The following is a 22,701-nucleotide window of genomic DNA, read 5'->3' as shown; positions in this document are numbered from 1 at the left end:
GATGTTGATAATTTAAAGTTGATTTAAAACTGATTTGGTGCTAAATATGTTAATATCACAAGGTTTGCAGTAATATTTGGTTATCTTTGCTTACAACAAATATATAAATACGAATAATGAGTTTTTTTGCAGATAAAAGAAGGGAAGTGATGGTGCATATAGAACAGTATATGCTGGAGATGATGGATACCTATCTTAAACCGATCGATACCAACTGGCAGCCATCTGACTTTCTACCTGATTCTACAAGTGATACATTTTATCAAGATATAAGAATACTAAGAGATAATGCAAAAGATCTTTCGTACGATCTTGTAGCGGTATTAATTGGCGATACGATTACTGAAGAGGCTTTGCCTACTTATGAATCGTGGTTAGCGATGGTGCAAGGACCAAGTATGAAAGAAGATGGTGGATGGATGAAGTGGAACAGGCACTGGACTGCTGAGGAAAACCGCCATGGTGATTTATTAAATAAATATTTGTACCTATCGGGTAGGGTAGATATGCGCCAGATGGAAATCTCAACGCAATACCTGATTGCTGATGGTTTCGACATTGGTACCGGACATGATCCATACCGCAATTTTGTTTATACTTCTTTTCAGGAGATGGCAACCAATATCTCGCACAGAAGGGTAGCTTCGTTAGCCAAAAAAGATGGAGATACTTTACTGTCAAAAATGTGTGGTGTAATTGCTTCTGATGAAGCAAGACACGCAAAAGCTTATAAAGATTTTATGAGCCGTATTTTTGAGGTTGATCCAAATGAAGCGATGTTGGCTTTTGAGGATATGATGCGCCAGAAAATTGTAATGCCTGCACACTTTTTACGCGAAGTTGGTTTAAAAATTGGCCAAACCTTTGGCCATTTTACTGATGCTGCGCAACGTTTAGGCGTTTACACAGCAATTGATTATGTTGACATTATGCAGCAGTTAATTGTTGACTGGAAAATTGAAGGTATGCGCGATTTAAATGAGGCTGGAGAAAAAGCACGTGATTATATTATGGCTTTACCTTCGCGTTTATTGCGTGTAGCAGAAAGAATGAAAAATCCTACTATTGATTATAAGTTTAGCTGGATTGCGGGATAAGCATCACTGATTTTACAATATTTTAAAACCTGTTGCCTATAGCAGCAGGTTTTTTTATTTGTGGTTAATAAAAAACTTGATCTTGCTTAACCAGGTTAAAGCCTTTATTTTGTAAAGCTTGTTGTGCCTGAGCGCTCCAAAGTAGTGGGTTGGTATGATTGAAATGGATAAAATATATTTTACGCTTTACTGCAGGTGTTTCGTTTTTAAATAGATCTATTGTTTCTGCAACCAAAGGGTGAGGTACTTCGGCAATTGCCCGGTTGGCGAGTTCGGTATTGCTATAAAAGGTAGCGTCGACCATGGCTACATCAACATTTTTAACTTCTGTTATAATATTTTTATTCCACTTGCTCCACTTATCGATATCAGGAATAAAGAGATATTTTTTAGTAGGTGTAATAATTTTAAAGCCAGCAGTTTCCGAAAATTCATCACGGTGAGGAACTGTAAATGCGGTTACTGTATTATTGGAAACAACAATGGGTTGATCGGCTGTAAGTCCAATTATATTGATGTTGTTTAACTTAACAAGTTGGCTCCATGGGCCATTTTGCTCCAGAAAGGCTTTTAATTTAGGTAATAGGTACACTTTTAAACTATTGGTAGCCATTACTTCGCGACCAAACTCCATTAAGCCGGTATAATGACCAATATGGGCATGGGTAATAAATATGCCTTCGGGCAGGTAAGGATAGACGTTATTGGTTTGCGACTTAAAGTGTTGCAACTGTTGTTTAATATCGGGCGTAGCTTCGAACAACCACCATTTTTTATTAACGGGATCGACCAGGGCAAGCGAAACAACCTGTTTTCTCATTTTTTGATTTGCCCAGGCCATTTTACAACAGTTTTTCTGGCAGCCCATGTGTGGGTAGCCACCATCTTGCGCAATGCCTAAAGCGATAATGTATGTGGTTTGAGGTAATGTCGCAGCCCAAGTATTTGCAGCAAATAAAAATGCGAGTAGAAAGCTTAATCTTTTCATTACATGTTTCTCCTGTATTGTCCGCCAACTTCGTAAAGGGCGTTGCTAATTTGCCCTAATGAACAGATTTTACATACTTCCATTAACTGTTCGAAGATATTATCACCGGCAACAGCGGATTTTTGTAACTGTTTCAATAAACTGGCAGCTTTATCATTATTGCGTTGCTGAAACTTTTCTAAAGTAGAAATCTGAAACTGTTTTTCTTCTTCGGTAGCCCTGATCACTTCGCCGGGAACAATAGTAGGTGAGCCATTTTTATTTAAGAAAGTATTTACACCAACAATCGGATATTCACCTGTATGTTTCAGCGTTTCGTAGTACAGGCTTTCTTCTTGTATTTTTCCACGTTGATACATGGTTTCCATAGCTCCTAAAACACCACCACGATCGTTAATGCGCTTAAATTCTGTCAGTACAGCTTCTTCTACCAAATCAGTTAACTCTTCGATAATAAAAGCCCCTTGTAATGGATTTTCATTTTTGGCCAGACCTAACTCACGGTTTATGATTAATTGAATGGCCATTGCCCTTCTTACCGATTCTTCGGTAGGTGTAGTAATGGCTTCGTCGTAAGCATTGGTGTGAAGCGAATTACAATTGTCGTAAATGGCATATAATGCTTGTAAAGTGGTACGGATATCGTTAAAATCAATTTCCTGAGCATGTAATGAACGACCTGAAGTTTGAATGTGGTATTTCAGTTTTTGCGAACGATCATTCCCTTTATATTTGTTTTTAATGGCTTTTGCCCAAATTCTACGTGCCACACGACCAATCACGGCATATTCAGGATCGATACCATTAGAGAAAAAGAAAGAGAGGTTAGGTGCAAAATCATCAATATGCATCCCCCTACTTAAATAATACTCAACAAAGGTAAAGCCATTACTCAACGTAAAAGCCAGTTGCGAGATGGGATTGGCCCCAGCCTCGGCAATGTGGTAACCTGAAATGGATACTGAATAGAAGTTTCGTACTTTTTCATCAATGAAATATTTCTGAATATCACCCATCATCCTTAGAGCAAATTCGGTAGAAAAAATACAGGTATTTTGTGCCTGATCTTCTTTTAAAATATCGGCTTGAACGGTTCCGCGCACCGAGCTGATAGCTTTAGCCCTTATTTGTGCATACACATCTGCAGGCAACACCTGATCGCCTGTTACGCCCAAAAGCATCAGACCTAAACCATCGTTTCCTTGCGGCAAAGTACCATTATAAGCTGGTTTATCAGCATTTTTGGCTTTATAAATGGCCGTAATTTTAGCTTCAACTTCTTTTTCCAATCCATTTTCGATAATGTATTTTTCACATTGCTGATCGATGGCAGCGTTCATGAAAAAGCCCAGTAACATGGGCGCAGGTCCATTAATTGTCATCGATACCGAAGTAGAAGGTGCACAGAGATCGAAGCCTGAATATAATTTTTTGGCATCATCCAAAGTGGCTATACTTACACCGGAGTTACCTATTTTACCATAAATATCGGGACGGATATGGGGATCTTCGCCATAAAGGGTAACCGAATCGAAAGCGGTAGATAAGCGGTGCGCTGGTTGACCTAATGAAACATAGTGGAAACGCTTATTAGTACGTTCGGGACCACCTTCGCCTGCAAACATGCGGGTAGGGTCTTCGCCTTCGCGCTTAAGTGGAAATACCCCTGCAGCGTAAGGAAATTCGCCTGGCAGGTTTTCGGTGAGCAACCACCTTAAAATATCGCCCCAGTCTTCATAACGTGGCAATGATACTTTAGGGATTTGAAGCTTTGAAAGTGATTCATAAAACAAAGGCTGTTTAATTTCTTTATCCCGGACTTTATAAATGAAAAACTCTTCCTGATAAGCACTTTTGGTATCGGGCCACTGGCGCAATAACCTTTTGCATTCGCCATCGAGTTGTTCTTCGAAAAAGGTGTAGGTTGCCTGTAAATTTCTTGACATCTCGTCCTCCGGACACCCCTCTAAAAGAGGAGAATTGATCTCCTTAGTCAGGTCAATTACACCTTTGAGCTGATACATTTTGCGGGCAATGGTTGCCTGTTTAGTTACCCACTCATTATACATCTGGCTCGATTCTGCAATTTCGGCCAGGTACCGGATCCGATCGGGAGGAATGATATAAATCTTTTCGGATTGATCGGTAGTCAATTCCATTTTGGCTTTGAAATCAGTTCCGGTTTTAACCTTTATTTGTTCCATTAAGGCCACAAACAAGTTATTCATGCCCGGATCGTTAAACTGAGAGGCCATAGTGCCATAAACCGGGATTTCATCGTCCTTGGCATCGAAAATGTTATGGTTTCGCTTATATTGTTTACGTACATCTCTCAGCGCATCCAGGGCACCTCTTTTATCAAATTTATTAATGGCTACGAGATCGGCGAAATCAAGCATGTCTATTTTTTCCAATTGGGTAGCTGCACCAAATTCGGGAGTCATTACGTACAATGAAACATCACAATGTTCGGTAATTTCGGTATCAGACTGGCCAATTCCTGAAGTTTCGACAATAATCAGATCGTAGCCTGCAGCTTTGCAGATATCAATACTTTCCTGCACGTTTTTAGATAATGCCAGATTGGCTTGCCTGGTAGCTAGCGAGCGCATATACACCCTGGGGTTGTTGATGGCGTTCATCCTGATCCGGTCGCCAAGTAGGGCTCCTCCGGTTTTCCGCTTAGAAGGGTCGACAGAAATAATGGCCAGCGTTTTATATTTCACTTCCACCAGAAAACGACGTACCAGCTCGTCAACCAGCGAAGATTTTCCGGCTCCACCGGTTCCGGTAATGCCCAGTATAGGTGCCGTATTGTTTTGTGATAGCCGCTTTAATTCATCAACAAATTTTTGTGCGCCTTCCGGATCATTTTCTGCAACAGTAATAGCCCCGGCTATGGCTTTAATATCTTTGGCGGGTATGGTTGCTAACTCATTGGTGATACTGGTTTTGGTTACAAAATCAGTTTGCACCAACATATCGTTTATCATGCCCTGTAAACCCATTTTACGGCCATCATCTGGCGAGTAGATTTTCGAAATCCCATATGCCTGAAGTTCTTCAATTTCGGCAGGCAAAATTACACCTCCGCCACCTGCAAATATCTTAATATGCCCCGAACCTCTTTCCTGCAACAAATCGTACATGTATTTGAAATATTCGATGTGCCCGCCCTGGTAAGAAGTCATGGCGATGCCCTGTACATCTTCCTGAATGGCGCAATTTACCACTTCATCAACCGAACGGTTGTGACCCAGGTGAATTACCTCGGCACCAGACGATTGAAGGATACGGCGCATGATATTAATGGTTGCATCGTGGCCATCGAAAAGGGAAGCAGCGGTTACAAAACGGATTTTATTTTTGGGCTTATATATTTCTACTTGTTGCATAAATTGAATTTAAAACAAAGGTAATTTTAAATCTACCGGTGTTTGTCATATAAATAGCCGGATAAGCAATAAGTTGGTTCTGTATTGGAGAGATTTTGACTAAAGACTCCGAACTAACGATTCCAGACTTAAATCAGGCTTGTTCCGACTGATATTTGGTATGCAAATGTAGTAAAATATGCGGCGCAAACTGCGAATACCCTATACCGTTACGGCCTTTAGTCTATTCCAATTCGTGTCCAAACTGAAGCAGATAACCGTTATTATCGTAGATAGCAAATTCACGCATACCGAATTCAAAATCTTCGATAGGATAGCAAATGTCGCATTGATCTTTTAAATTTTCCCAAAGTAATTCAACTTCGTTTGTTTTGATATAAAGTGAGCCGCTCATCACTGCTTTAGGCATATTGCGGTGTGCATTGGGCATGCTGAACATGATCTCTATCTCATCTTTAGTGACGCAAAACCAACTCAGATCATCAAATTTTGTAGCACAAGTGAAACCTAGAATTTCGGTATAAAATTTTAGCGTTGCAGGCATATCATGCGATTCGAGCATGGGGGTAAGTTTGGTGGCGGTGTATTTTGACATTTTCTAAGATAAAAAAATGAAGTTGATTTTTAATGCCAGGTTAGAGATAAGAAGAACTATTTTAGCGTTAGAACCAACCAGAAAGATGGAGACCTTGAAATACCCATCCGACCGGCCGGGCGGAAATCCGATAACTATCGGATGGGGGTGACGATTACCTATAAATAAAAAAAAACTATGCTGGTGGGCATAGTTTTCTTTGAATTATTTATTGGTTATTTCTGTTATTGGTTCTCCTACTGTTCCGTTTGGCATTTGGATATGGAGTAGAGCAGCCAGTGTGGGTGCAATATCAGTCATGTAGTGTGTTTTATTGGTCGCACCTGGTTTAATTCCCCAGCCCATAAACACAAGTGGAATATGCGAATCGTATGGGTTCCAGTTACCATGAGTAGTACCGGTGCTGCCGCCATTAAACCAGTTTGGTTGCAAAACGTAATAAATATCTCCACTTCTGCGTGCGTTATATCCATTGGTGATCATCTTTTTCTGAATCTCCTGAAGTGTGCTTTGCGAAATGTTTGCAATATCTACTGCATTCTGAAAGCCGTCTAAAGTTTTTAAGAATTCAACTGATGCTGATTTGATCACGTCGAAATTCACTGACGCTTTATCTGTTTTAGCGTGGTCGAAAATGATCTGGTTGTTCATCGATCTTAAAACCACATTGTTAACTTTGAATTTATCGTTCAGATAAGTATTTAATTTATTGGCAATGTCTCTGTCGCTTACAATACCAGAAGGCATTTTGTTTTCTTGCATAAAGCCCGGAACATGTGCAGCACCGTGATCGGCAGTTAAGAATACAGTATAGCTGCCTTTACCTACTTTTTTATCCAGATAGTTAAAGAATTCTTCAATGTCCTTATCTAAACGCAGGTAGGTATCTTCTGCTTCAATAGAGTTAGGACCGTAAGCGTGACCAACATAATCGGTAGAAGAGCAACTAACAGCTAAGAAATCGGTAATATTATCCTGACCTAAATCTTCTGATAAAATAGCCAATTTAGCCAAATCTAAAGTAATGGTGTTACCGTAAGGCGTACTTCTAATCGCATCGAAGTTTTTATCGATATTTTGGGTTAACTGGTGCGGGAACGTATTGTTTTTGCCTTCATATTCTTTGGCATCAGCAGTACTGTTTACGTAAGTGTTAATCGGGTATAGTGTTTCCCAGTTTTTGGTATAAAACTTATTGGCCAGTTTTAATTTGTTATAATCGGCAATCCAGGTTGGCACTTCTTTCATGTAATAGCTACTGGTAATCCAGTTGCCGGTACTGCCCTGGTACCAGTAAGCTGCATTTGCAGCATGGCCAGCAGGAAGGATAGAACCTCTGTCTTTTAAGGAAATACCGATTACTTTCCCTTTAAAATTAGTGGCTAACCTCAACTCATCGGTAATGGTGGTGGTTAACATATTTTTTGGCGACATGTTTCCTTCTGATGAAGGTGTGCTACCAACCGTAGTTACAGTCGAATCTTCGGTACAATAAACGTTCTTTTTGGTTTCCGGATCGTACCAATCGTTACCAATAATACCATGTACAGCTGGTACAGAACCAGTATAAATACAAGTATGACCACAAGCAGTATAGGTTGGCGTATAGGGAATAAATGTATTTTCGACTGAGAAACCCTCGTTTACTAATCTTTTCAATCCACCATTGGTGTAACGGTTGTAAAAGCGGTACAGATAATCCCAACGCATTTGATCTACTACCAGGCCAACCACCAGTTTAGGGCGGGCTACTTCGGCTGGAAATGCTTTAGCTGATGCGGGTGTTACCTTTTTAGATTGCCCGAAAGCAATTGAAATAGAAAGAATAGAAACTGAAAAGATCAGACAAGGAATTTTTCTCATTTTATTTTTATTAATGCGGCTAAAGTAACCATTTTTGAATGAAGATATTTTGAACTTTTTGTAAAGATTTTATATCGCTTCGGCCACCACAAATGTGCTTCCACCAATATAAACCAGGTCTTTTGCACCTGCCGATTGAATGGCTGTTGCTTTGGCTTCAGTTACCGAAGAATAGGTATTTCCTTTTAAGTTAAATACAGCCGCCTGTGCAGCAAGATCACTGGCTGCTAAACCCCGTTCCAAATCGGGCTTACAAAAATAATAAGTAGCATTTTTAGGCATTAGCGATAAAACTTTAGAAATATCCTTGTCTTTAACCATTCCGAAAACGATATGGAGGTTTTGATAAGGCGTTTGGCTGATGTTTTTGATTACCTCGTTAATTCCGGCTTCATTATGCCCGGTATCGCAGATTACCAAAGGGTTTTTACTTAGTGTTTGCCAACGCCCCTGTAGGCCTGTCTGTTTTTTAACCTGACTTATTCCCTTAAAAATACTGGCTTCATCAGTTTTGATTTCCGTTTTCTCATTAAGCACAGCTAGTGTTTCTAAAACGGTTAAAATATTTTTGTGCTGGTAAATACCAGTGAGGTCGCTTTGTAGGTTTTTATATTTGATTTCCTCTCCCTGATAAACTGACAACGAAAGTTTATTGTTTTTGATTTTAAAATTCTGCGCCCTTAAAACTACGTCAGCAAAAATAATTGGAGCATTTTCTTGCTCTGCCTTTTTTTCGAAAACCGGAGCCGATTCGGGATGGGTTTCGCCAATTACAACTGGTGTGTTTTTTTTAATTATTCCCGCCTTTTCACTTGCAATTTCGGTCAGGGTATTGCCCAGCATGTTGGTGTGGTCTAAACTGATATTGGTAATTACCGAAATAAGCGGATTGATGATATTAGTCGAATCGAGGCGGCCGCCTAAACCTACTTCAATGATTGCGATATTTACCTGATGTCTGGCAAAACAATCGAAGGCTAAGGCAACAGTGACTTCAAAAAACGAAGGTTCGACCTTTTCAATCAGTTTTTGCTGATTTTTAACAAACGAAATCACTTCCGTTTTACTGATCATTTTTCCATTGATCCGGATCCGCTCGCGAAAATCTTTTAAATGCGGTGAAGTGTATAAACCTGTTTTATAACCTTGCGCCTGTAAAACAGATGCCAGCATATGCGAGGTTGAGCCCTTGCCATTGGTACCACCTACATGTATGCTTTTAAACTGATGTTGTGGATTTCCTAAAGCTTCGCAGAAAATGATGGTATTGGTTAAATCTTTTTTAAAGGCCGAAGCACCTACACGTGTAAACATGGGCAGTTTACTGTATAAATAATCGAGTGTTTGTTGGTAGTTCATATTACAGGTCAAATATAAGCTGAGTATTGCTATTCTGAAATGAAATAATGAAGATTATACTAAATTATAAAAGACGTTATAAACAGAATAAAGATATTATATGACTCATTATTTAAAACCTGAAGTTTTGAATAATATCTGATTATATTTGTTGATTATCTAACGATTCTCATTATAGTGATTAAAAAAATCAGTTTAACGCTTCTAGTATTATCTTTATTTGTGTCTAAACTCTTGGCACAAACCTTTTACGTTAGTTCTTTAATTAATCCTTTATATGTTCCAGGCGGGAGTTATATTTATAAGGTTGAGCTTACAAATGAAGGAGTAAAGTATACTAAAATACAGGAATGTTTAACAGGCGACAAGTTCTTTTCCATAGCAATGAATAAAGATAATTTATTTTGGTTGAGAGATTCTGAAATCTACACTGCAAACATGAAAGAAAACAGCCTGGAAAATTGTAGAAGATTATTTCCAAGCATGGCTTTTTCAAATTCCCTAACACTCGGTTATAATAACAAATTATATTATTGCTCAACTTTTTTATTTGAGGCTGATGTTAACACAGGAAAAACAGACATATTAGGGCCACTTAATTATTTACCTAGCGGTGATATCTGTTTTTATAAAAAAGAACTCTATATGGCCACCACTCAGGGGATAGTTAAGGTGAACCTTAAACAGCCTAATAAAAGCACACTCCATATCCCTTTACCTGGAGATTTATTCCTTTATGGAATTGTAAGTGTTTCAACAGGCACAAGGAAAAATACTGTTTATGGATTATCGAATGTAGGTAATTCACAAACAGATATTATAGAATTTGACATAGAGAATCAAAAAATGGTAGGTGTAGTCGGGAAACTTCCATTTAATGTTTTGGATGCTGCCAGTATGGTGGAAGATGGCAGTATTATCGGGATAGAATTGGAGAAAATTGATATTTATCAGGATTGTATTTCTGGTAATACTGCAAATGTTGATATCAGTACGGCACCACATATTGAAGATTTTACTTATACATTAAATGGTGTTTCTAATAGCACTGGTAAATTTACCGGCTTGCCCAAAGGACAGTATACGCTTTCTATAAATTCTGCATCGGATTCGTATACAACAACAATTGATGTGCCTGAAATGAGCTTGATAAAACCGGTTTATAGTTGGCAGATCAAAAATCAGCTTTGCGAAACCCCTGGTGAAATTACTTTTAGTACGCCCGAACAGAATAGCAGCTATCAAATCAGGTATAGTGGGAAATTATATCCATTTAACAATACCTTTTCTAATTTGTTGATTGGCAAATCAAATCATTTCGAAATTGTAAATAAATATGGATGTAAGGTTGATGAACAGGATATTGCCGTTGGACGGGATCAGTGTAAAATTCAATTTGATAGGGTTGATGTGGTGCAACAATGCGATGTTTTTCATCAGGGAATCATCAATATCTTAACTAAGGCGCATACCGCTGCTTATACCTATACTTTAAATAATAGCATTAGTAATGTAACCGGGGTATTTAAAAATTTAGTTGCGGGCTCTTATCAGGTTAAAATTAGTTCTGACGAAGATGTATTTGAAACCAATGTAATCGTACCTGATTATAAGCAGCTGCAGCCAAATTTTTCTTTCGTCAAAATTAATCCTGCCTGCGCCAGTAAGGGGCGTATCCAGTTTAATTCTTTCACTGGTAGTGACAATTATCAAATTAAGCTTAAAAATGACATTTTACCATACGATTATACATTTAATAACCTCGAGATAGGTAAATATCATTTCACTGTTCTTAGTAAAGTGGGCTGTCTAATTGATGAGTTTGATGTAGAATTGGTATATGAACCCTGCCCAATTGTAATAAATAATATCGAAATCCTGCAAGAATGTAATGTTTTAGGTAAAGGATTTATTAAAATTAATTGCCCGTCAATTCCTGAAACCTACACATTTACCCTTAATAATTCGGTATCAAATAGTACAGGTACTTTTAATATGCTTGACCCAGGTAGTTATACAATTGAGGTTAAAGCATCTGGTGGTGCAAGCTCAGTTAATAGAACAGTAGTAGTACCCGATTATTCTTTAAGTAAACCTGTTTCCAAAATTAATGCTAAAAACCCTGCTTGCGAGCGTAAAGGTGAAATTTCGTTTTCTATTGGTAACAACACTGCTGATTATAATATAAAATATAAAGAGGCAATTTATCCGGGCGGCCACGTTTTTTCTGATTTAATTGAAGGAGATTATAATTTTACAATATTAAAACTTAATGGTTGCATAGTTGATGAGTTAAATAAGAAATTGGTATATGAACCCTGTCCAATTATAATTAGTAACATTGAAATTATGCCTGAATGTAATGTTCTGGGGAAAGCTTTTCTAAAAGTTAACTGTCCGCCAATTCCCGAAACTTATACATTTACGCTTAATAATTCTATTTCGAACAATACCGGAGTTTTTAATATGCTTGATGTTGGTATTTACGAAATTGAAGTAAAAGCTTCAGGAGGTGCACCATCTGCGTACCGAACGGTTGTAGTGCCTGATTATTCGTTAACAAAGCCAATTACTATCGTTAATGCCAGGAATCCTGTTTGCGATTTAACTGGTGAGATATCATTTTCTATAGGAAAGCGTTCGGCAGATTATAATATTAGATATAATGGGGTGGTTTATCCCGGTAATTACGTTTTTTCTGGTCTTTATGAGGGAAACTATTCATTCTCTATTCTCAAGTTAAATGGATGTATTGTTGATGAACTCAATGTTGCTCTGGAAACTGAAGCTTGTAACGATATTTCATTTCCAACAGCATTTAGCCCAAATTTTGATGGTGTAAATGATAACTTTAAGGCAAAAGAAGGGAGCAGAGCTTTTAATTTTCAAATGCAGATTTTTGATAGGAGAGGAGCAATTATTTTTTCGTCAAATAAATTATATGATGCCTGGAATGGTGATTTTAAAGGAGAACCAGCTCCTGTAGGTACGTATTTTTGGGTTGCATCTTTTACCACCCAGGAGAATAAAAAAATCATCAAAAAAGGATCAGTAACTTTAATCAGATAAATTTCATTTTGAAGATCTGAAATCTTTAGAGTGGTGCCGTAAACAATCGATTGGGCCTATAACAAAAAAGCACAGGTAAATGTACCTGTGCTTTTGAGTTATTGATTGAAATTATTATTTCACTTTAAAGTTAAAAACTACAACTCCTGTTTGATTATCTCCACCAACTTCAGTTTTACTTAATGAAGATTCTAGAACTGCTTTAATACATTTGTTTACCAGTTCAGTATCGGTAATGGTAGAGCCTTTTAGTTCTTGATTGGCACGAATAATATCTCCGTTTTTATTAAAATAAATGCGAATAGCTACCCTCCCCGTTTTTTGTCCATCATCTTGCGGAACTACCAGGTTAGAAAAATGTCTAAGTGCAATGGGCTTGTTACCAAAACCGGAACCACCTTCGCCATAATTATTTGCTAACGGATCGCCATTTACAGAACCCTGATTACCTGGTGTACTTCCAGTTCCATCGCCCTGACCCTGGCCTGTACTTTTTTTACCTTTATATAAGGCTGCCTGGTTAATGGTAGGCTTGGCCGGCTTTTCTTCAGTTTGTGCCGTTGGGGTAGTGGTTTTAACCTTGGTGGGTTTAGTATTTACCGCTAAGGCATCCTCTGTATTCTGGGTTTGTATTTCTTTATCAGTTGATTCTGTTGATTTATTAGGGGTAACTTTTTCTTCTGGGGTAACCTTGTCTGGTACTTTAGCATTAGCATTCGGGTCGGCAGATGGCTCTTCAATACTGGTATAATCATCGCCCATACCTTCAGCCGCTGTGCCGTAATTTACTACCATGCCACCCATGCCAATATCTTCTGGCGGTTGGAATGAGCCGATTACAATGAAAAAGCTGATCGCAAGCAGAAAAGCCATTATCCCGGTAGAAATGGCAACTGCTTTTGGGTAATTATTTTCTTCTGCAGTATTCATTATTTTTTAGGCTCAACAGCTAAAACAAGTTTTAATTTCAGTTTATTGGCAACATCATAGGCTACCATAATATTTTCGGCAGGTACATTTTTAGCTACGTACAAAATGATGGTTAAATCTGGTGCCAGTTTTTGGAAGCCTTCAATAACCGGTTGTAACTGATCTTCTGGTGTCGGTTTCTTATCAACGAAATAATTTAACTTTTCGTCTATAGTTACGGTAACTGCTTTTTTGGCTGTAGATTGTTGTCCGCTTGATGATTGGGGCAATAACAATTTAACTACCTGGGGATTTACCACAGCAGATGCCAACAGGAAAAACAGCATCAGGAAGAACATAATGTCGTTCAGTGCCGATGTATGTACTTCTACACCTCCTTTTGTTCTTTTGCGTAAATTCATTATTTGCCTGGTTCTTCTAATAAATCAATAAAGTCAATTGCGTCAGTTTCCATCTTAAGGATGATTTTCTCGACCATAATGTTTAAGATATGGTAAAGCACATAGGCAATGATACCGATAATTAACCCGGTTGCTGAGGTAATCATTTTAGTATATAGACCGCCCGAAATGGTTCCGATTTCGATAGCGCCTTTAATTGATACCTGGTGGAAGATGGTAATTACCCCCACAATCGTACCTACGAAACCAAGCATTGGCGCAATACCTGCAACAATACCCAATATGCTGATGTTTTTTTCTAGCTTAGAAACCTCTAATTTACCAACGTTTTCAATAGCACCTTCAATTTCCTTAATCGGGCGACCAATGCGTCTTAAACCTTTTTGCAACATGCGCGAAAGCGGAGAGTTATTGTTTCTTAAAAGCGACATGGCGCCATCTAAATTACCCGATTGGATATATGATCTGATCTGCCCCATTAGGTTCGACTCATCCTTAGTTGCTTTTTTGATGGTTAAGTAACGTTCTACAAATATAATCAGGGCTAGAAAGGCTAAAAATGCCAGGGGAATCATTACCCAGCCGCCTTTAAACAATAAATCAATAAAATGTAGTTCTGGTGCAGGCTGTGTTACGGCCTGGTTAATGGCATTTGCTGTGTCTTGTAATGCTTGTGTGGTGTCTTGAATTAATAAAGTTATCATTATGGTTGTGTGTTGTTAAATATTTGTTGTACATAGTAACCCTTTCCTTTGAGTTTCTTCTGCAATAAATCTTTTTGGGCCAAAGCTTCTTTCTCGTTGGTAAAAGTACCTAAGCTTACGTTTTGGCGTTTGCCGGGCATTTTTGCAATTTTAGCGGTAATACCCACCTTTTTTAAGGTTTTAATGTATTGTTCTGCTTTTTCTACGCTTCCAAACGATGCTCCAATTACTTCAAATGTAGCAGGGCCTGTTTTTTTTGATTCCGTTTCTGGGTTAGCAGGTACTACTTCAGCTTTTGGCGCTACCGGACTTGCCTTTGGAGTTATTTTTTTTACCGTATCAGATTTTTTTTGCTGTACCTGATTGGCTTTTAAAATACTATCGGTTTTGGCGATCGAATCCTGCTTATCTTTTAGGGTATCGATTGCCACTTTTGGCGAATCGATAATTACCTGATTTGTTTTTACAGGTTCAGATTGCCCGTTAAATAATTCGGGTTTAACCAAATAGGTAATGGCAGCTGCAATAACGATAATCAAGACTACAATAACCACTTTTAACCAGGTAGACATGCCTTGCGACTGCTCGTTGTGCTCAATAGGATCGTGACCAAAACGGTTTGGATGTTCTTCGTGCTGATGTTTAATAAAAGCAGGAGCTTCTATAACAGGTTCAGCTGGTTTAACCTCTTCTTCGAGTGGAATATAGGTTTTTGGCTGTTCTGATTCTGGTGTATGCCCAAAACGGTTTGGATGCTCTTCATGCTGGTGTACAACTGCTGGCGGAACTTCTACTTCGTGTGCTTCGGCAGCTTTACTGGCTTCTTCTGGTTCTGGTGTATGTCCAAAACGATTAGGATGCTCTTCGTGCTGATGTATAATGGCCTCCGGAACTTCAACTTCGTGATGCTCATCAATCGCAGTTGCTTCTTCTGATTCGGGCGTTTCAATTAACGTTGGGTTAGAAACAGTAGTCACAGGAGTTTCTACGCTTTTTTTAACTGCCTGTTCGGTATGTTGTAAGGTTTTTTTAAGATCGTCTTTTACCTCGTCTAACTCAACATTTTCTATTACCGGTTGTTGATACGATTTATTTTGAAAAGGTGCAGGGGCAACTGGTGCTTCGGCAATTTCATCATAAACAGCTTCATCTTCTTTGGCAGGCTCTGCCTGTGTTTCTTCAACCACAGTATCGGTAAGCGAGGGCAATCCGTAAAACTCCGAACCGTAGTTCATGTTTTTAATCGGTTCGAAATCCAATCCCTGTTCGGTAAAAAACAAACGACCGGTATTTTCTAGCTCAATTTCATGATCCTGCTCCAGTTTCTGGTTAACTTCTTCAACAAACTGAGCGATGTAATATTGAGCACTTTCGGCAGAGATATTTCTTTTCGCCGCAATAAAATCGGTTAGCGCTTTTTCTTCGGTAATATCCGTAGCAAACTGAAGGGTGTAGCCAGGAGGTAAAAACGTTTGTTTTTCCTTATCGTATCTACCGGGATATTTCTTTTTATAAAAAGTTCCCAAGCCGGTAATACCAACTTCTTTGCGTTGCTGCAAGAGCTCTAAAAGGTATGATAAGATATCCATTCGGGTAAAATTAGCGTTTTTATTTTAATTTGTTAATTCTACCTTCAAATGTAGCAATGGCCATATTTTTAATTTTCGGTTAAAAAATTGAATACAAGAAAGATATGATTTTTTATGGATGATAACGATTTAAATTATCTTTTCGCAAAAATCATACCTGTATCTACCCAAACATAACGTAGATAAATAGAGAAATGGTATACCTGCAAGCAAATGACTAAAGCTTTTCCGGTAAATTATAAAGGTAATATAACCAATGGTACAATTTTCAGAAGGGTGATTTACCCGTTAAGCGGAGTCCTGAACAGCTCTCAGTATTATAAAGATACTGTGGCCAGGATAGCGGATGCTGATGTGAAAAAGTATTTTACCTATAATTTATTTAACCACTGAGGCACAAGGATACATCTCCCGGATATAAAAAATGCCATCGTAAATATCCGTCCATGATGCCGATTCAGTAAAATGATACACGCCCTTCATAAGGAAAGGTTTTTTATTGCCCGGATTTTCTTTACGAAACTGCTTAAAGTTTACAAAAGTATAGGGTACCGTTTCAGGAATCCAGGTTTCGAAACTGTTCTTAGCTGGTGGCTCTACAGCATACTTTTTGTGGTTAATTATGCCAGAGCTTCCAATCCTGGAGTTAAAACCCAGAATATAAGTTTGTTCGTTAAGCTGTGGATCGGCTGTGAATAAATTGCCCATAATTTTCGTCTCTTTACTATTGTGCCATTTTGAGTTTTTGATTAGTTCGGGGTGTTTAATAATATGCGCATTATGTGCCCAAATAATTATTTTTTCTTTTGGAAACTTGTATTTTAAGAGCCATTTTAAATTCTCTGCCATTTGATTATCCCTAATTTCAGAATCATCACTTTTTTTGCTTAAAAAAGAAATCTCACTTTCAGTTAATGCCATTAAACTTTTAAGTAGCATCGTTTCAAAAGACGTAGGATCAGCTGCAGAAAGTTCGTGGCTGATTTGTTGTAGTGCTTCCTTAAATTTTCGCTGTTTTTGAAGGTTTTTATTGTACGTTATCGAATCGATAAAAGAAAGAAAATCTACTTTATATTTTTCAGTGTTAGTGTAGTTTATCTTTTTTCCTTTTAAATAATTGTTGATAAATGTTTTCAAATTTATATCGCTGTAGCTGCCAGTTATCTGATTATCGAAACCAGATATGATTAGTGGATTTTTATCTCTAAAAGTTTTTGGCACATAATTGTACAATAAATCCTCGCAAGAATTACATTTGCTCCACATACTAAATACATTGCCCGATAGGAAAGGATCAATTTTAGACTTTTGTTTTTCCAATCGATCCCAGCCTTCATTTAATGCAAAAAAGTCACTTTCAAATGCCAAAACATTAAATCCTTTCTCTTCGTGAAGATATTTGACTAATCTTGTTTTCGCCATAAAAGCTGGTGAGTCGCCATGATCCTGTTCGCCCATCATCACCACCCTCGAATCTCCAATTGCTTTTCCAATGGCCTGCAATTCAGAAAAATTAGTCGAATCCGGTGATATGGTTTTAATATCAACCCGCTCATCTGCTACAAATTGTTTTATATCTTTTTGTACGCATGCCGAAAAAACAATTGAGATAAGTGCGCAGGCTAATAATCGGTTTAACATGGTTTATTATTTGATCAGTTAAAAAATTGAAAGATAATGTTTTTAACTCACTGATATCTGTCATTCCAACTATTTTGTTCTTCGATAACAGACCTTTTGCAATCTGGCTTTTACTAAACAGCCATAACAAAAAATGCCTCCCGATTGCGGAAGGCATTTTTTGTTATGGTTAAATTTCTGAAGTTTTGCTAGGCATTACCTTGGCAGACATCAGGAGTTTCCTATCCTAAAAAGAATAAGTCAATCCACCAAAAATGTTAAACCCATTTACCTGATAAAACAGGTATCTGTTGTAATTTTTATTCAAAATGTTGTTTGCTTTAGCAAAAACAGAGAATTTATTGTTAATCCTGTAATCTGCTCCAATACCCAGATCAACAAAACCTTTAATGGTTTCAATTGATTCGATCGAAGTATTCGGCACCACATACTGTTGCGGGTTAACCGGGTTAGCAATATATAATTTCGCTTTTACATCGTCTTGAATAACCACAGCAGCGTTAAAGCTTAATTTTTTGTTGTAAGTATAAACAAAGTTAGAGCTTACTTTTAAGCCTGGTTTAAACCACGAATAAGTTTCCTGAGCAGGTTTCCAATCGTCGATGTTTAGTTTTCCAGTCCATTTCAGGGCGTCGCTTACCTGCACCGAGATTTCGCCCTCTAAACCGGTAAGTTTGGTTTTACCGAAATCGTAAATCACATCAAACTTATTAAAGTCGGTATAGTTGTTTACAAACAGTGGCATATCATCAAACTGCTTTACATAAATACGGGCTTTGTAACCAAAACCTGGTCCGCCGGTTCCTTTAATACCTGCACTAAAGCTTAATTTTTCGACAGTATTTCTAATATTGATATTGCTGTTTAACCATGGGTTTTCATCGGTTAAACCTTTAAGTGAGTTTCTGTTTACATCGCCCTTTACCTCACCAAAAACCTGCAGATAATCTGGAATCAGCGTAAAATCGGCAGTAACGGCAGGGAAAATCTTCGAACTGCTAAAAGCACCAAATTCCTGCACAAAATTAATACCTGCTGTAATTTTTGCACCATTAACCTGCAAACGGATATAAGGGTTTAAGCGCAATAAATTGTTGCCCACACTGGTTAAAGCATCTTTGGTATTGCCAAATTCGGTTGAAGCCGCCAAGCCTAAATTGAACGAGCTGATACGCTTGTTTAAATAACCATTCAGGCTAAAATAGTTTTCTTTGGCGCTAAACTTATCGCCCCAGATATAACCATTAGCTTTTAAAGCATAGCTAAAGGCATCCTGGTCTTCGGTAAAGTTTTTTACCATTTCGCCTTCCAACTCTACAAAGGTTAGCGCCTGCTTTTCAGGGTTAGGGTTTAACGTTGGGCGCGCATCATCAATACCGTAAAAATAGGTGCCATTGCGCTCGAAATTAAGCTTGCCGCTAAAAGTATTTTCATCTAATATGCTGCGGCCAAAAACACTCAGTTGCTGACTGCTGCTGTTCTGTTTATTCAGCTTTCCTTCCTGACTAAAATGCCTGAAATAGCCACCAAGTTGTAAGCCTTCGTCTTTGCCTGTATTAAAGTAAGCTTCGCCCAAAAGTGTAGCCAGCGAACCAAAGGCACCTTTAACATAATTATTTACCAATATACTTGCTTTTTCTTCGGCAAGGGCCTGGGCTTGTAGCTTTTGGATATCACTGTTCAATTCCAGTTTTCTATCGGTAATGCTGTAGTTCAGTTTGGCCTTGTAGGTTTTAACATCATCCAGGTTCGGACTTCTTCTCAGTTTTACTGCCTCTGCCAAAATTGGCTTATAGGGGCGAACCACTTCAATCTCCTCGTTTACGGCAGTTTTTTCTTCAGGCTTTTTATCCTGCGCCTGTGCAGTCATTAATCCAGCAGCTAAAAAAAACAGTGAACTATATATATATTTAATCGATTTCATATTGCTACTTCTTCTTGTTTAGTTTTTCCAGTTTTTCTTTGGCTGTAGGGATGATGTCATCCTTACCGTCGTAATTATCAATGATACTGAGAAGTGTACTTTTTGCCTGTAAATTATCTTTCAGGGCCACATAGTTATCAGATAGCAGGATGAATGATTTAGCTACCCAATAATCATAAGAGGCCATATTGTTGATCAGATCGAAACAGGTTTTAGATGAGGTTTTGTAATCGCCTTTGTTATACTCTACCAAAGCCAGATTGTATTTTGCCTCAGCAGCAGCAATCGTTTTGGTTTTTGCCACTACATTTTTAAATTCTTTCACGGCTGTTGTGGTATCTCCTTTTAATAAATAAGCTTTACCAGAGAATAAGCCCGAGCTGTTTTTCTCTTCTTCAGAGGCTTTTTCCGAATCTTTAGTCAGCTGCGCATATTTTAGCATGTCATCTGGCATGTTTAAGGCCGTATAAGCCTTTAACAGGTTGTTGATGGCAAAACTATAGTGCGATTTATAATCAGTAGTAGTTTCTAGTCTTTTTAAGTAAACAATGGCTTCGTTGTACTTTTTCTGATCGAGGAACAACTGCGAAATGCTAACCAATGAACGTTCCGTGTAATCGCTGGTCCAGTCGTTTAAGATAAACTCGTAATCCGGAATAGCTTCATCCGGACGTTTTAATTTTACCAGCGATTCGGCTCTGATAAATTTGGCTTCTTTCTCGTGGTTGGCTTTAGGGAATTTATCGAAATAAGCATTAACTGCCTGGAAAGCACCGTTGGCATCGCCTTTTAAGTACAAGTTATTAACGGCAGCAAAAACGATATTATCCTGCTCGTTGCTCGAGTAATTACCCAGCGGGGTAGTGTTGGCATAAGTAATGAAACCATTGGCATCGCCACGATCTACATAAATGTTTTTGATCGATTCCATTGCCTGTTTAGCTTCATCAGCAGTTGGATAATCGGTAATTACTTTTTTAAATGATTCTAAAGCGGCATCGTCCTGATCCTGGTTATACTGGACCAAACCAATTGTTACCAAAGCTTTCGGTACATAACTGCTGCGCGGGTATTTGGCTACCAGGGCAACCAGATCGGATTTCGATTTATCGAAGTCGCCTTTGTTGAAATAGGTATAGGCCGTTTCGAAACCAGCATCATCGGCATAATTCGAATTCGGGAATTTAGAAAGCAAACTCTGCATGGTGCCAATTTTAGCATCGTACTGGTTTTCCAATCCCTGGATCATCCCTTTCTGGAAAGTGGCATAATCTTCAGCACTGGTGTGCCTGTTTATAATTTTGTTATAATTAGCCATCGCATCGCCGTAGTTCTTATTTACGAAATAAGAATCCGCTAAACGGATGGTGGCATCATCGATGGTTTTCTGGTCTTTATCGTTACCGGCTAAAAATTTCTCGAAATAGTTGGCGGCTTTGCTGTACTTTTCATCTTCAAAAGCTGCATAAGCCAGCGCGTAGTTCGCAAAATTGTAAACTCCGGTCTTGTCGGCATCAGGCATTTTCAAAAACTTCTCAAAAGTACTTACAGCTTCGCCATATTTGCGTAGCTCGTACATGGATTCGGCTTTCCAGTAGGTGCTTAAAGCATGTATTTCATTGTCCTCAGCAAATTTCTCCGAACGTAAGAACATCGATAATGCATTAGGGAATGCCCTCTCGTTGTAAAACTCCAATCCACGGAAATAGGTAACTTTCTGGTAAGCTTCTTTAGCTTCTAAAGTTTTATCCGGAATCGATTCCAAAATATCAACTGCCGCCTGGTAGTTTTTGGTCGTAAGCAATACTTCACCCAATAAAGTTTTGGCTTCGTTTATTTTGCGCGATTTAGGGAAAGTTTTTAAGAAACCCTGTGTTGCTTCAAGCGCTTGCTGGTGAAACTCCAGCTCGTAGCTTAATTTGGCATAGTTTAACCAGGCTTCTTCCTGAATCGCCTTATCGAAATCTAAACGCGAAGCCCTGAAAAAGGCACTTTGGGCTTTTGGTTTATCATTTAACTGGATAAAAGCTTTACCCAGGGTATGCATACCGTTTTGCAGGTAAATATCATCCGTATTTAGCTTTTCTAAAACTGTTACCGATTCTTTGTATTTCTTGTTTTGGAACAAAGAGTAGCCATACTGGTAAATGAAAAGATTGTTTTTAGTCTCGCTTTTATCTTTTGCATAAAACTCAGCAAAGTACTTTTCTGCATTTTTAAATTCAGATTTTGCAAAGTAAGAAGCAGCAACCAAACTCAGCATTTCTGGTTCGAACTGTTGCTTGGTTTTTTGCATAACCGGTAAAGCATAGCTAATTACATCATCGTAACGCTCATCTAAATAATACATCGAAGTGATGTAATACGGATAGCTGGCTTCGTAAGTTGGCGAGCCTTTTAACTTTTCGAAATTGGCAAGGGCAGTTTTATACTCTTTGTTTAAATAATTGATGTAAGCAAAATAGTAGGTGGCACTTTCCTGAAAAGCACCTTCTTCTTTTTTAACTTTTTCGAATAAAGGCTCTGCTTTTTCGAAATCTTTAAGCTCGAAATAGGCATAACCCTGCTTAAACTGGTATTCGTTTCTTTGCTTGCCCGAAAGGGTAGAAGGATCGGTTTTTTCGAACCACTCTAAAGCTTTTTTATAGTTTTTTTGGTTGAAATAAGTTTTTCCAACATAAAAATAAGCCAGTTTGGTGTTCGGGTTTAGCGGATAATCGCGGATAAACGCCTGAAACAGACTTTCAGCATCGCTATTGGTTAATTCGAGTGCACAAACTGCAGCATAGAATTTTGCATTCTCTTTTAAAAGCGAAAGTTCGGCATTGCTCTCGGTTTGGGTAGAAGGTTTATAACGTTGTAGCTCAACCAGTTTAAACTGTTGTGCGGCAGCCGTATATTTTTCTTTGTCTAATAATTCTAAGCCGGTTTGATAGTTTTTGTTAAGGTTTTGTACGGCGCTAACCTGGGCGTAGGCGCCAAAACCTCCTGCTACAAATAGCGGAATTAGTAAGTATTTTTTCTGCATTGGTTTCAAATATGGTTGGTACTAAATTAGAAATAGTATCAAAGCTTATCAACAGAAGTAATTAACATCTGTTAATAACAGCAATAAACGATAGGTTTTTAGGTTTGGTATCGTGTGG

Annotated in this window: 15 protein-coding genes; 3 read left to right on the top strand and 12 right to left on the bottom strand. The window is 38.3% G+C overall.

What is annotated here, in order from left to right; all coding sequences use genetic code 11:
- Nucleotides 1-116: 116 nt before the first annotated feature.
- A complete protein-coding gene (locus G7074_RS03585; protein ID WP_124562185.1) occupies nucleotides 117-1,097 on the top strand; it encodes an acyl-ACP desaturase in 981 nt (326 codons plus the stop codon).
- Nucleotides 1,098-1,161: 64 nt separating this feature from the next.
- On the opposite strand, the gene G7074_RS03580 is transcribed toward G7074_RS03585, so the two are convergent.
- The 5 genes from G7074_RS03580 to G7074_RS03560 form a co-directional block, all read right to left on the bottom strand.
- The gene (locus G7074_RS03580) at nucleotides 1,162-2,085 is read right to left on the bottom strand and encodes an MBL fold metallo-hydrolase (RefSeq protein ID WP_124562184.1); all 924 of its coding nucleotides are present in this window, start codon (nucleotides 2,083-2,085) and stop codon (nucleotides 1,162-1,164) included.
- Nucleotides 2,085-5,480 (bottom strand): methylmalonyl-CoA mutase family protein, encoded by a 3,396-nt coding sequence (locus G7074_RS03575; RefSeq protein WP_166207033.1) that lies wholly within the window; start codon nucleotides 5,478-5,480, stop codon nucleotides 2,085-2,087. The genes G7074_RS03580 and G7074_RS03575 overlap by 1 nt, the downstream gene beginning before the upstream one ends.
- Before the next feature lie 223 nt (nucleotides 5,481-5,703).
- A complete protein-coding gene (locus G7074_RS03570; RefSeq protein WP_124562182.1) occupies nucleotides 5,704-6,075 on the bottom strand; it encodes a VOC family protein in 372 nt (123 codons plus the stop codon).
- 204 nt (nucleotides 6,076-6,279) lie between these two features.
- Nucleotides 6,280-7,938, bottom strand: a complete 1,659-nt coding sequence (pafA, locus tag G7074_RS03565) for an alkaline phosphatase PafA (protein WP_124562181.1) — start codon at nucleotides 7,936-7,938, stop codon at nucleotides 6,280-6,282.
- Nucleotides 7,939-8,007: 69 nt separating this feature from the next.
- Entirely contained in the window at nucleotides 8,008-9,297 is a 1,290-nt protein-coding gene (locus G7074_RS03560) for a folylpolyglutamate synthase/dihydrofolate synthase family protein (RefSeq protein ID WP_166207030.1), read from the bottom strand.
- A 222-nt stretch (nucleotides 9,298-9,519) separates the two neighbouring features.
- Here G7074_RS03560 and G7074_RS03555 point away from each other — a divergent pair, with 222 nt between their 5' ends.
- A complete protein-coding gene (locus G7074_RS03555; RefSeq protein ID WP_166207025.1) occupies nucleotides 9,520-12,366 on the top strand; it encodes a gliding motility-associated C-terminal domain-containing protein in 2,847 nt (948 codons plus the stop codon).
- Nucleotides 12,367-12,480: 114 nt separating this feature from the next.
- Here G7074_RS03555 and G7074_RS03550 read toward each other — a convergent pair whose 3' ends face one another.
- Genes G7074_RS03550 through G7074_RS03535 form a run of 4 tightly spaced genes read right to left on the bottom strand, consistent with a single transcriptional unit; the run spans nucleotide 12,481 to nucleotide 15,990 of the window.
- A complete protein-coding gene (locus G7074_RS03550) occupies nucleotides 12,481-13,296 on the bottom strand; it encodes an energy transducer TonB (protein ID WP_124562178.1) in 816 nt (271 codons plus the stop codon).
- Nucleotides 13,296-13,697, bottom strand: a complete 402-nt coding sequence (locus G7074_RS03545; protein ID WP_039482209.1) for a biopolymer transporter ExbD — start codon at nucleotides 13,695-13,697, stop codon at nucleotides 13,296-13,298. Before G7074_RS03545 ends, G7074_RS03550 begins: the two co-directional genes overlap by 1 nt.
- A complete protein-coding gene (locus G7074_RS03540; protein WP_124562177.1) occupies nucleotides 13,697-14,401 on the bottom strand; it encodes a MotA/TolQ/ExbB proton channel family protein in 705 nt (234 codons plus the stop codon). Before G7074_RS03540 ends, G7074_RS03545 begins: the two co-directional genes overlap by 1 nt.
- Nucleotides 14,401-15,990 carry an SPOR domain-containing protein gene (locus G7074_RS03535; RefSeq protein WP_166207022.1) on the bottom strand — a complete coding sequence of 530 codons (1,590 nt, stop codon included), beginning with the start codon at nucleotides 15,988-15,990 and terminating at the stop codon, nucleotides 14,401-14,403. The genes G7074_RS03540 and G7074_RS03535 overlap by 1 nt, the downstream gene beginning before the upstream one ends.
- A gap of 213 nt (nucleotides 15,991-16,203) precedes the next feature.
- Here G7074_RS03535 and G7074_RS03530 point away from each other — a divergent pair, with 213 nt between their 5' ends.
- On the top strand, nucleotides 16,204-16,383 hold the full coding sequence (locus G7074_RS03530) for a hypothetical protein (RefSeq protein ID WP_124562175.1): 180 nt from the start codon (nucleotides 16,204-16,206) through the stop codon (nucleotides 16,381-16,383).
- Here the strand turns inward: G7074_RS03530 and G7074_RS03525 are convergent.
- The 3 genes from G7074_RS03525 to G7074_RS03515 form a co-directional block, all read right to left on the bottom strand.
- Nucleotides 16,369-17,631 carry an erythromycin esterase family protein gene (locus G7074_RS03525; RefSeq protein WP_124562174.1) on the bottom strand — a complete coding sequence of 421 codons (1,263 nt, stop codon included), beginning with the start codon at nucleotides 17,629-17,631 and terminating at the stop codon, nucleotides 16,369-16,371. The genes G7074_RS03530 and G7074_RS03525 overlap by 15 nt on opposite strands.
- Before the next feature lie 226 nt (nucleotides 17,632-17,857).
- Nucleotides 17,858-19,555, bottom strand: coding sequence for a TonB-dependent receptor (locus G7074_RS03520; protein ID WP_166207020.1), 1,698 nt, complete (start codon nucleotides 19,553-19,555; stop codon nucleotides 17,858-17,860).
- 4 nt (nucleotides 19,556-19,559) lie between these two features.
- Entirely contained in the window at nucleotides 19,560-22,583 is a 3,024-nt protein-coding gene (locus tag G7074_RS03515; protein WP_124562172.1) for a tetratricopeptide repeat protein, read from the bottom strand.
- Nucleotides 22,584-22,701: the final 118 nt, after the last annotated feature.

It is taken from the genome of Pedobacter sp. HDW13, from assembly GCF_011303555.1.
Classification (GTDB): Bacteria; Bacteroidota; Bacteroidia; order Sphingobacteriales; family Sphingobacteriaceae; genus Pedobacter.
The sequence above is the reverse complement of the archived record's forward strand: the minus strand, read 5'-3'. Positions and strand labels throughout refer to the sequence as shown.

Coding starts and splice junctions, on each gene's coding strand:
- G7074_RS03515 (WP_124562172.1), bottom strand. CDS start 22,583: ATGCAGAAAAAATACTTACTAATTCCGCTATTTGTAGCAGGAGGTTTT.
- G7074_RS03585 (WP_124562185.1), top strand. CDS start 117: ATGAGTTTTTTTGCAGATAAAAGAAGGGAAGTGATGGTGCATATAGAA.
- G7074_RS03580 (WP_124562184.1), bottom strand. CDS start 2,085: ATGAAAAGATTAAGCTTTCTACTCGCATTTTTATTTGCTGCAAATACT.
- G7074_RS03540 (WP_124562177.1), bottom strand. CDS start 14,401: ATGATAACTTTATTAATTCAAGACACCACACAAGCATTACAAGACACA.
- G7074_RS03530 (WP_124562175.1), top strand. CDS start 16,204: ATGACTAAAGCTTTTCCGGTAAATTATAAAGGTAATATAACCAATGGT.
- G7074_RS03535 (WP_166207022.1), bottom strand. CDS start 15,990: ATGGATATCTTATCATACCTTTTAGAGCTCTTGCAGCAACGCAAAGAA.
- G7074_RS03525 (WP_124562174.1), bottom strand. CDS start 17,631: ATGTTAAACCGATTATTAGCCTGCGCACTTATCTCAATTGTTTTTTCG.
- G7074_RS03570 (WP_124562182.1), bottom strand. CDS start 6,075: ATGTCAAAATACACCGCCACCAAACTTACCCCCATGCTCGAATCGCAT.
- G7074_RS03575 (WP_166207033.1), bottom strand. CDS start 5,480: ATGCAACAAGTAGAAATATATAAGCCCAAAAATAAAATCCGTTTTGTA.
- pafA (WP_124562181.1), bottom strand. CDS start 7,938: ATGAGAAAAATTCCTTGTCTGATCTTTTCAGTTTCTATTCTTTCTATT.
- G7074_RS03550 (WP_124562178.1), bottom strand. CDS start 13,296: ATGAATACTGCAGAAGAAAATAATTACCCAAAAGCAGTTGCCATTTCT.
- G7074_RS03560 (WP_166207030.1), bottom strand. CDS start 9,297: ATGAACTACCAACAAACACTCGATTATTTATACAGTAAACTGCCCATG.
- G7074_RS03520 (WP_166207020.1), bottom strand. CDS start 19,555: ATGAAATCGATTAAATATATATATAGTTCACTGTTTTTTTTAGCTGCT.
- G7074_RS03545 (WP_039482209.1), bottom strand. CDS start 13,697: ATGAATTTACGCAAAAGAACAAAAGGAGGTGTAGAAGTACATACATCG.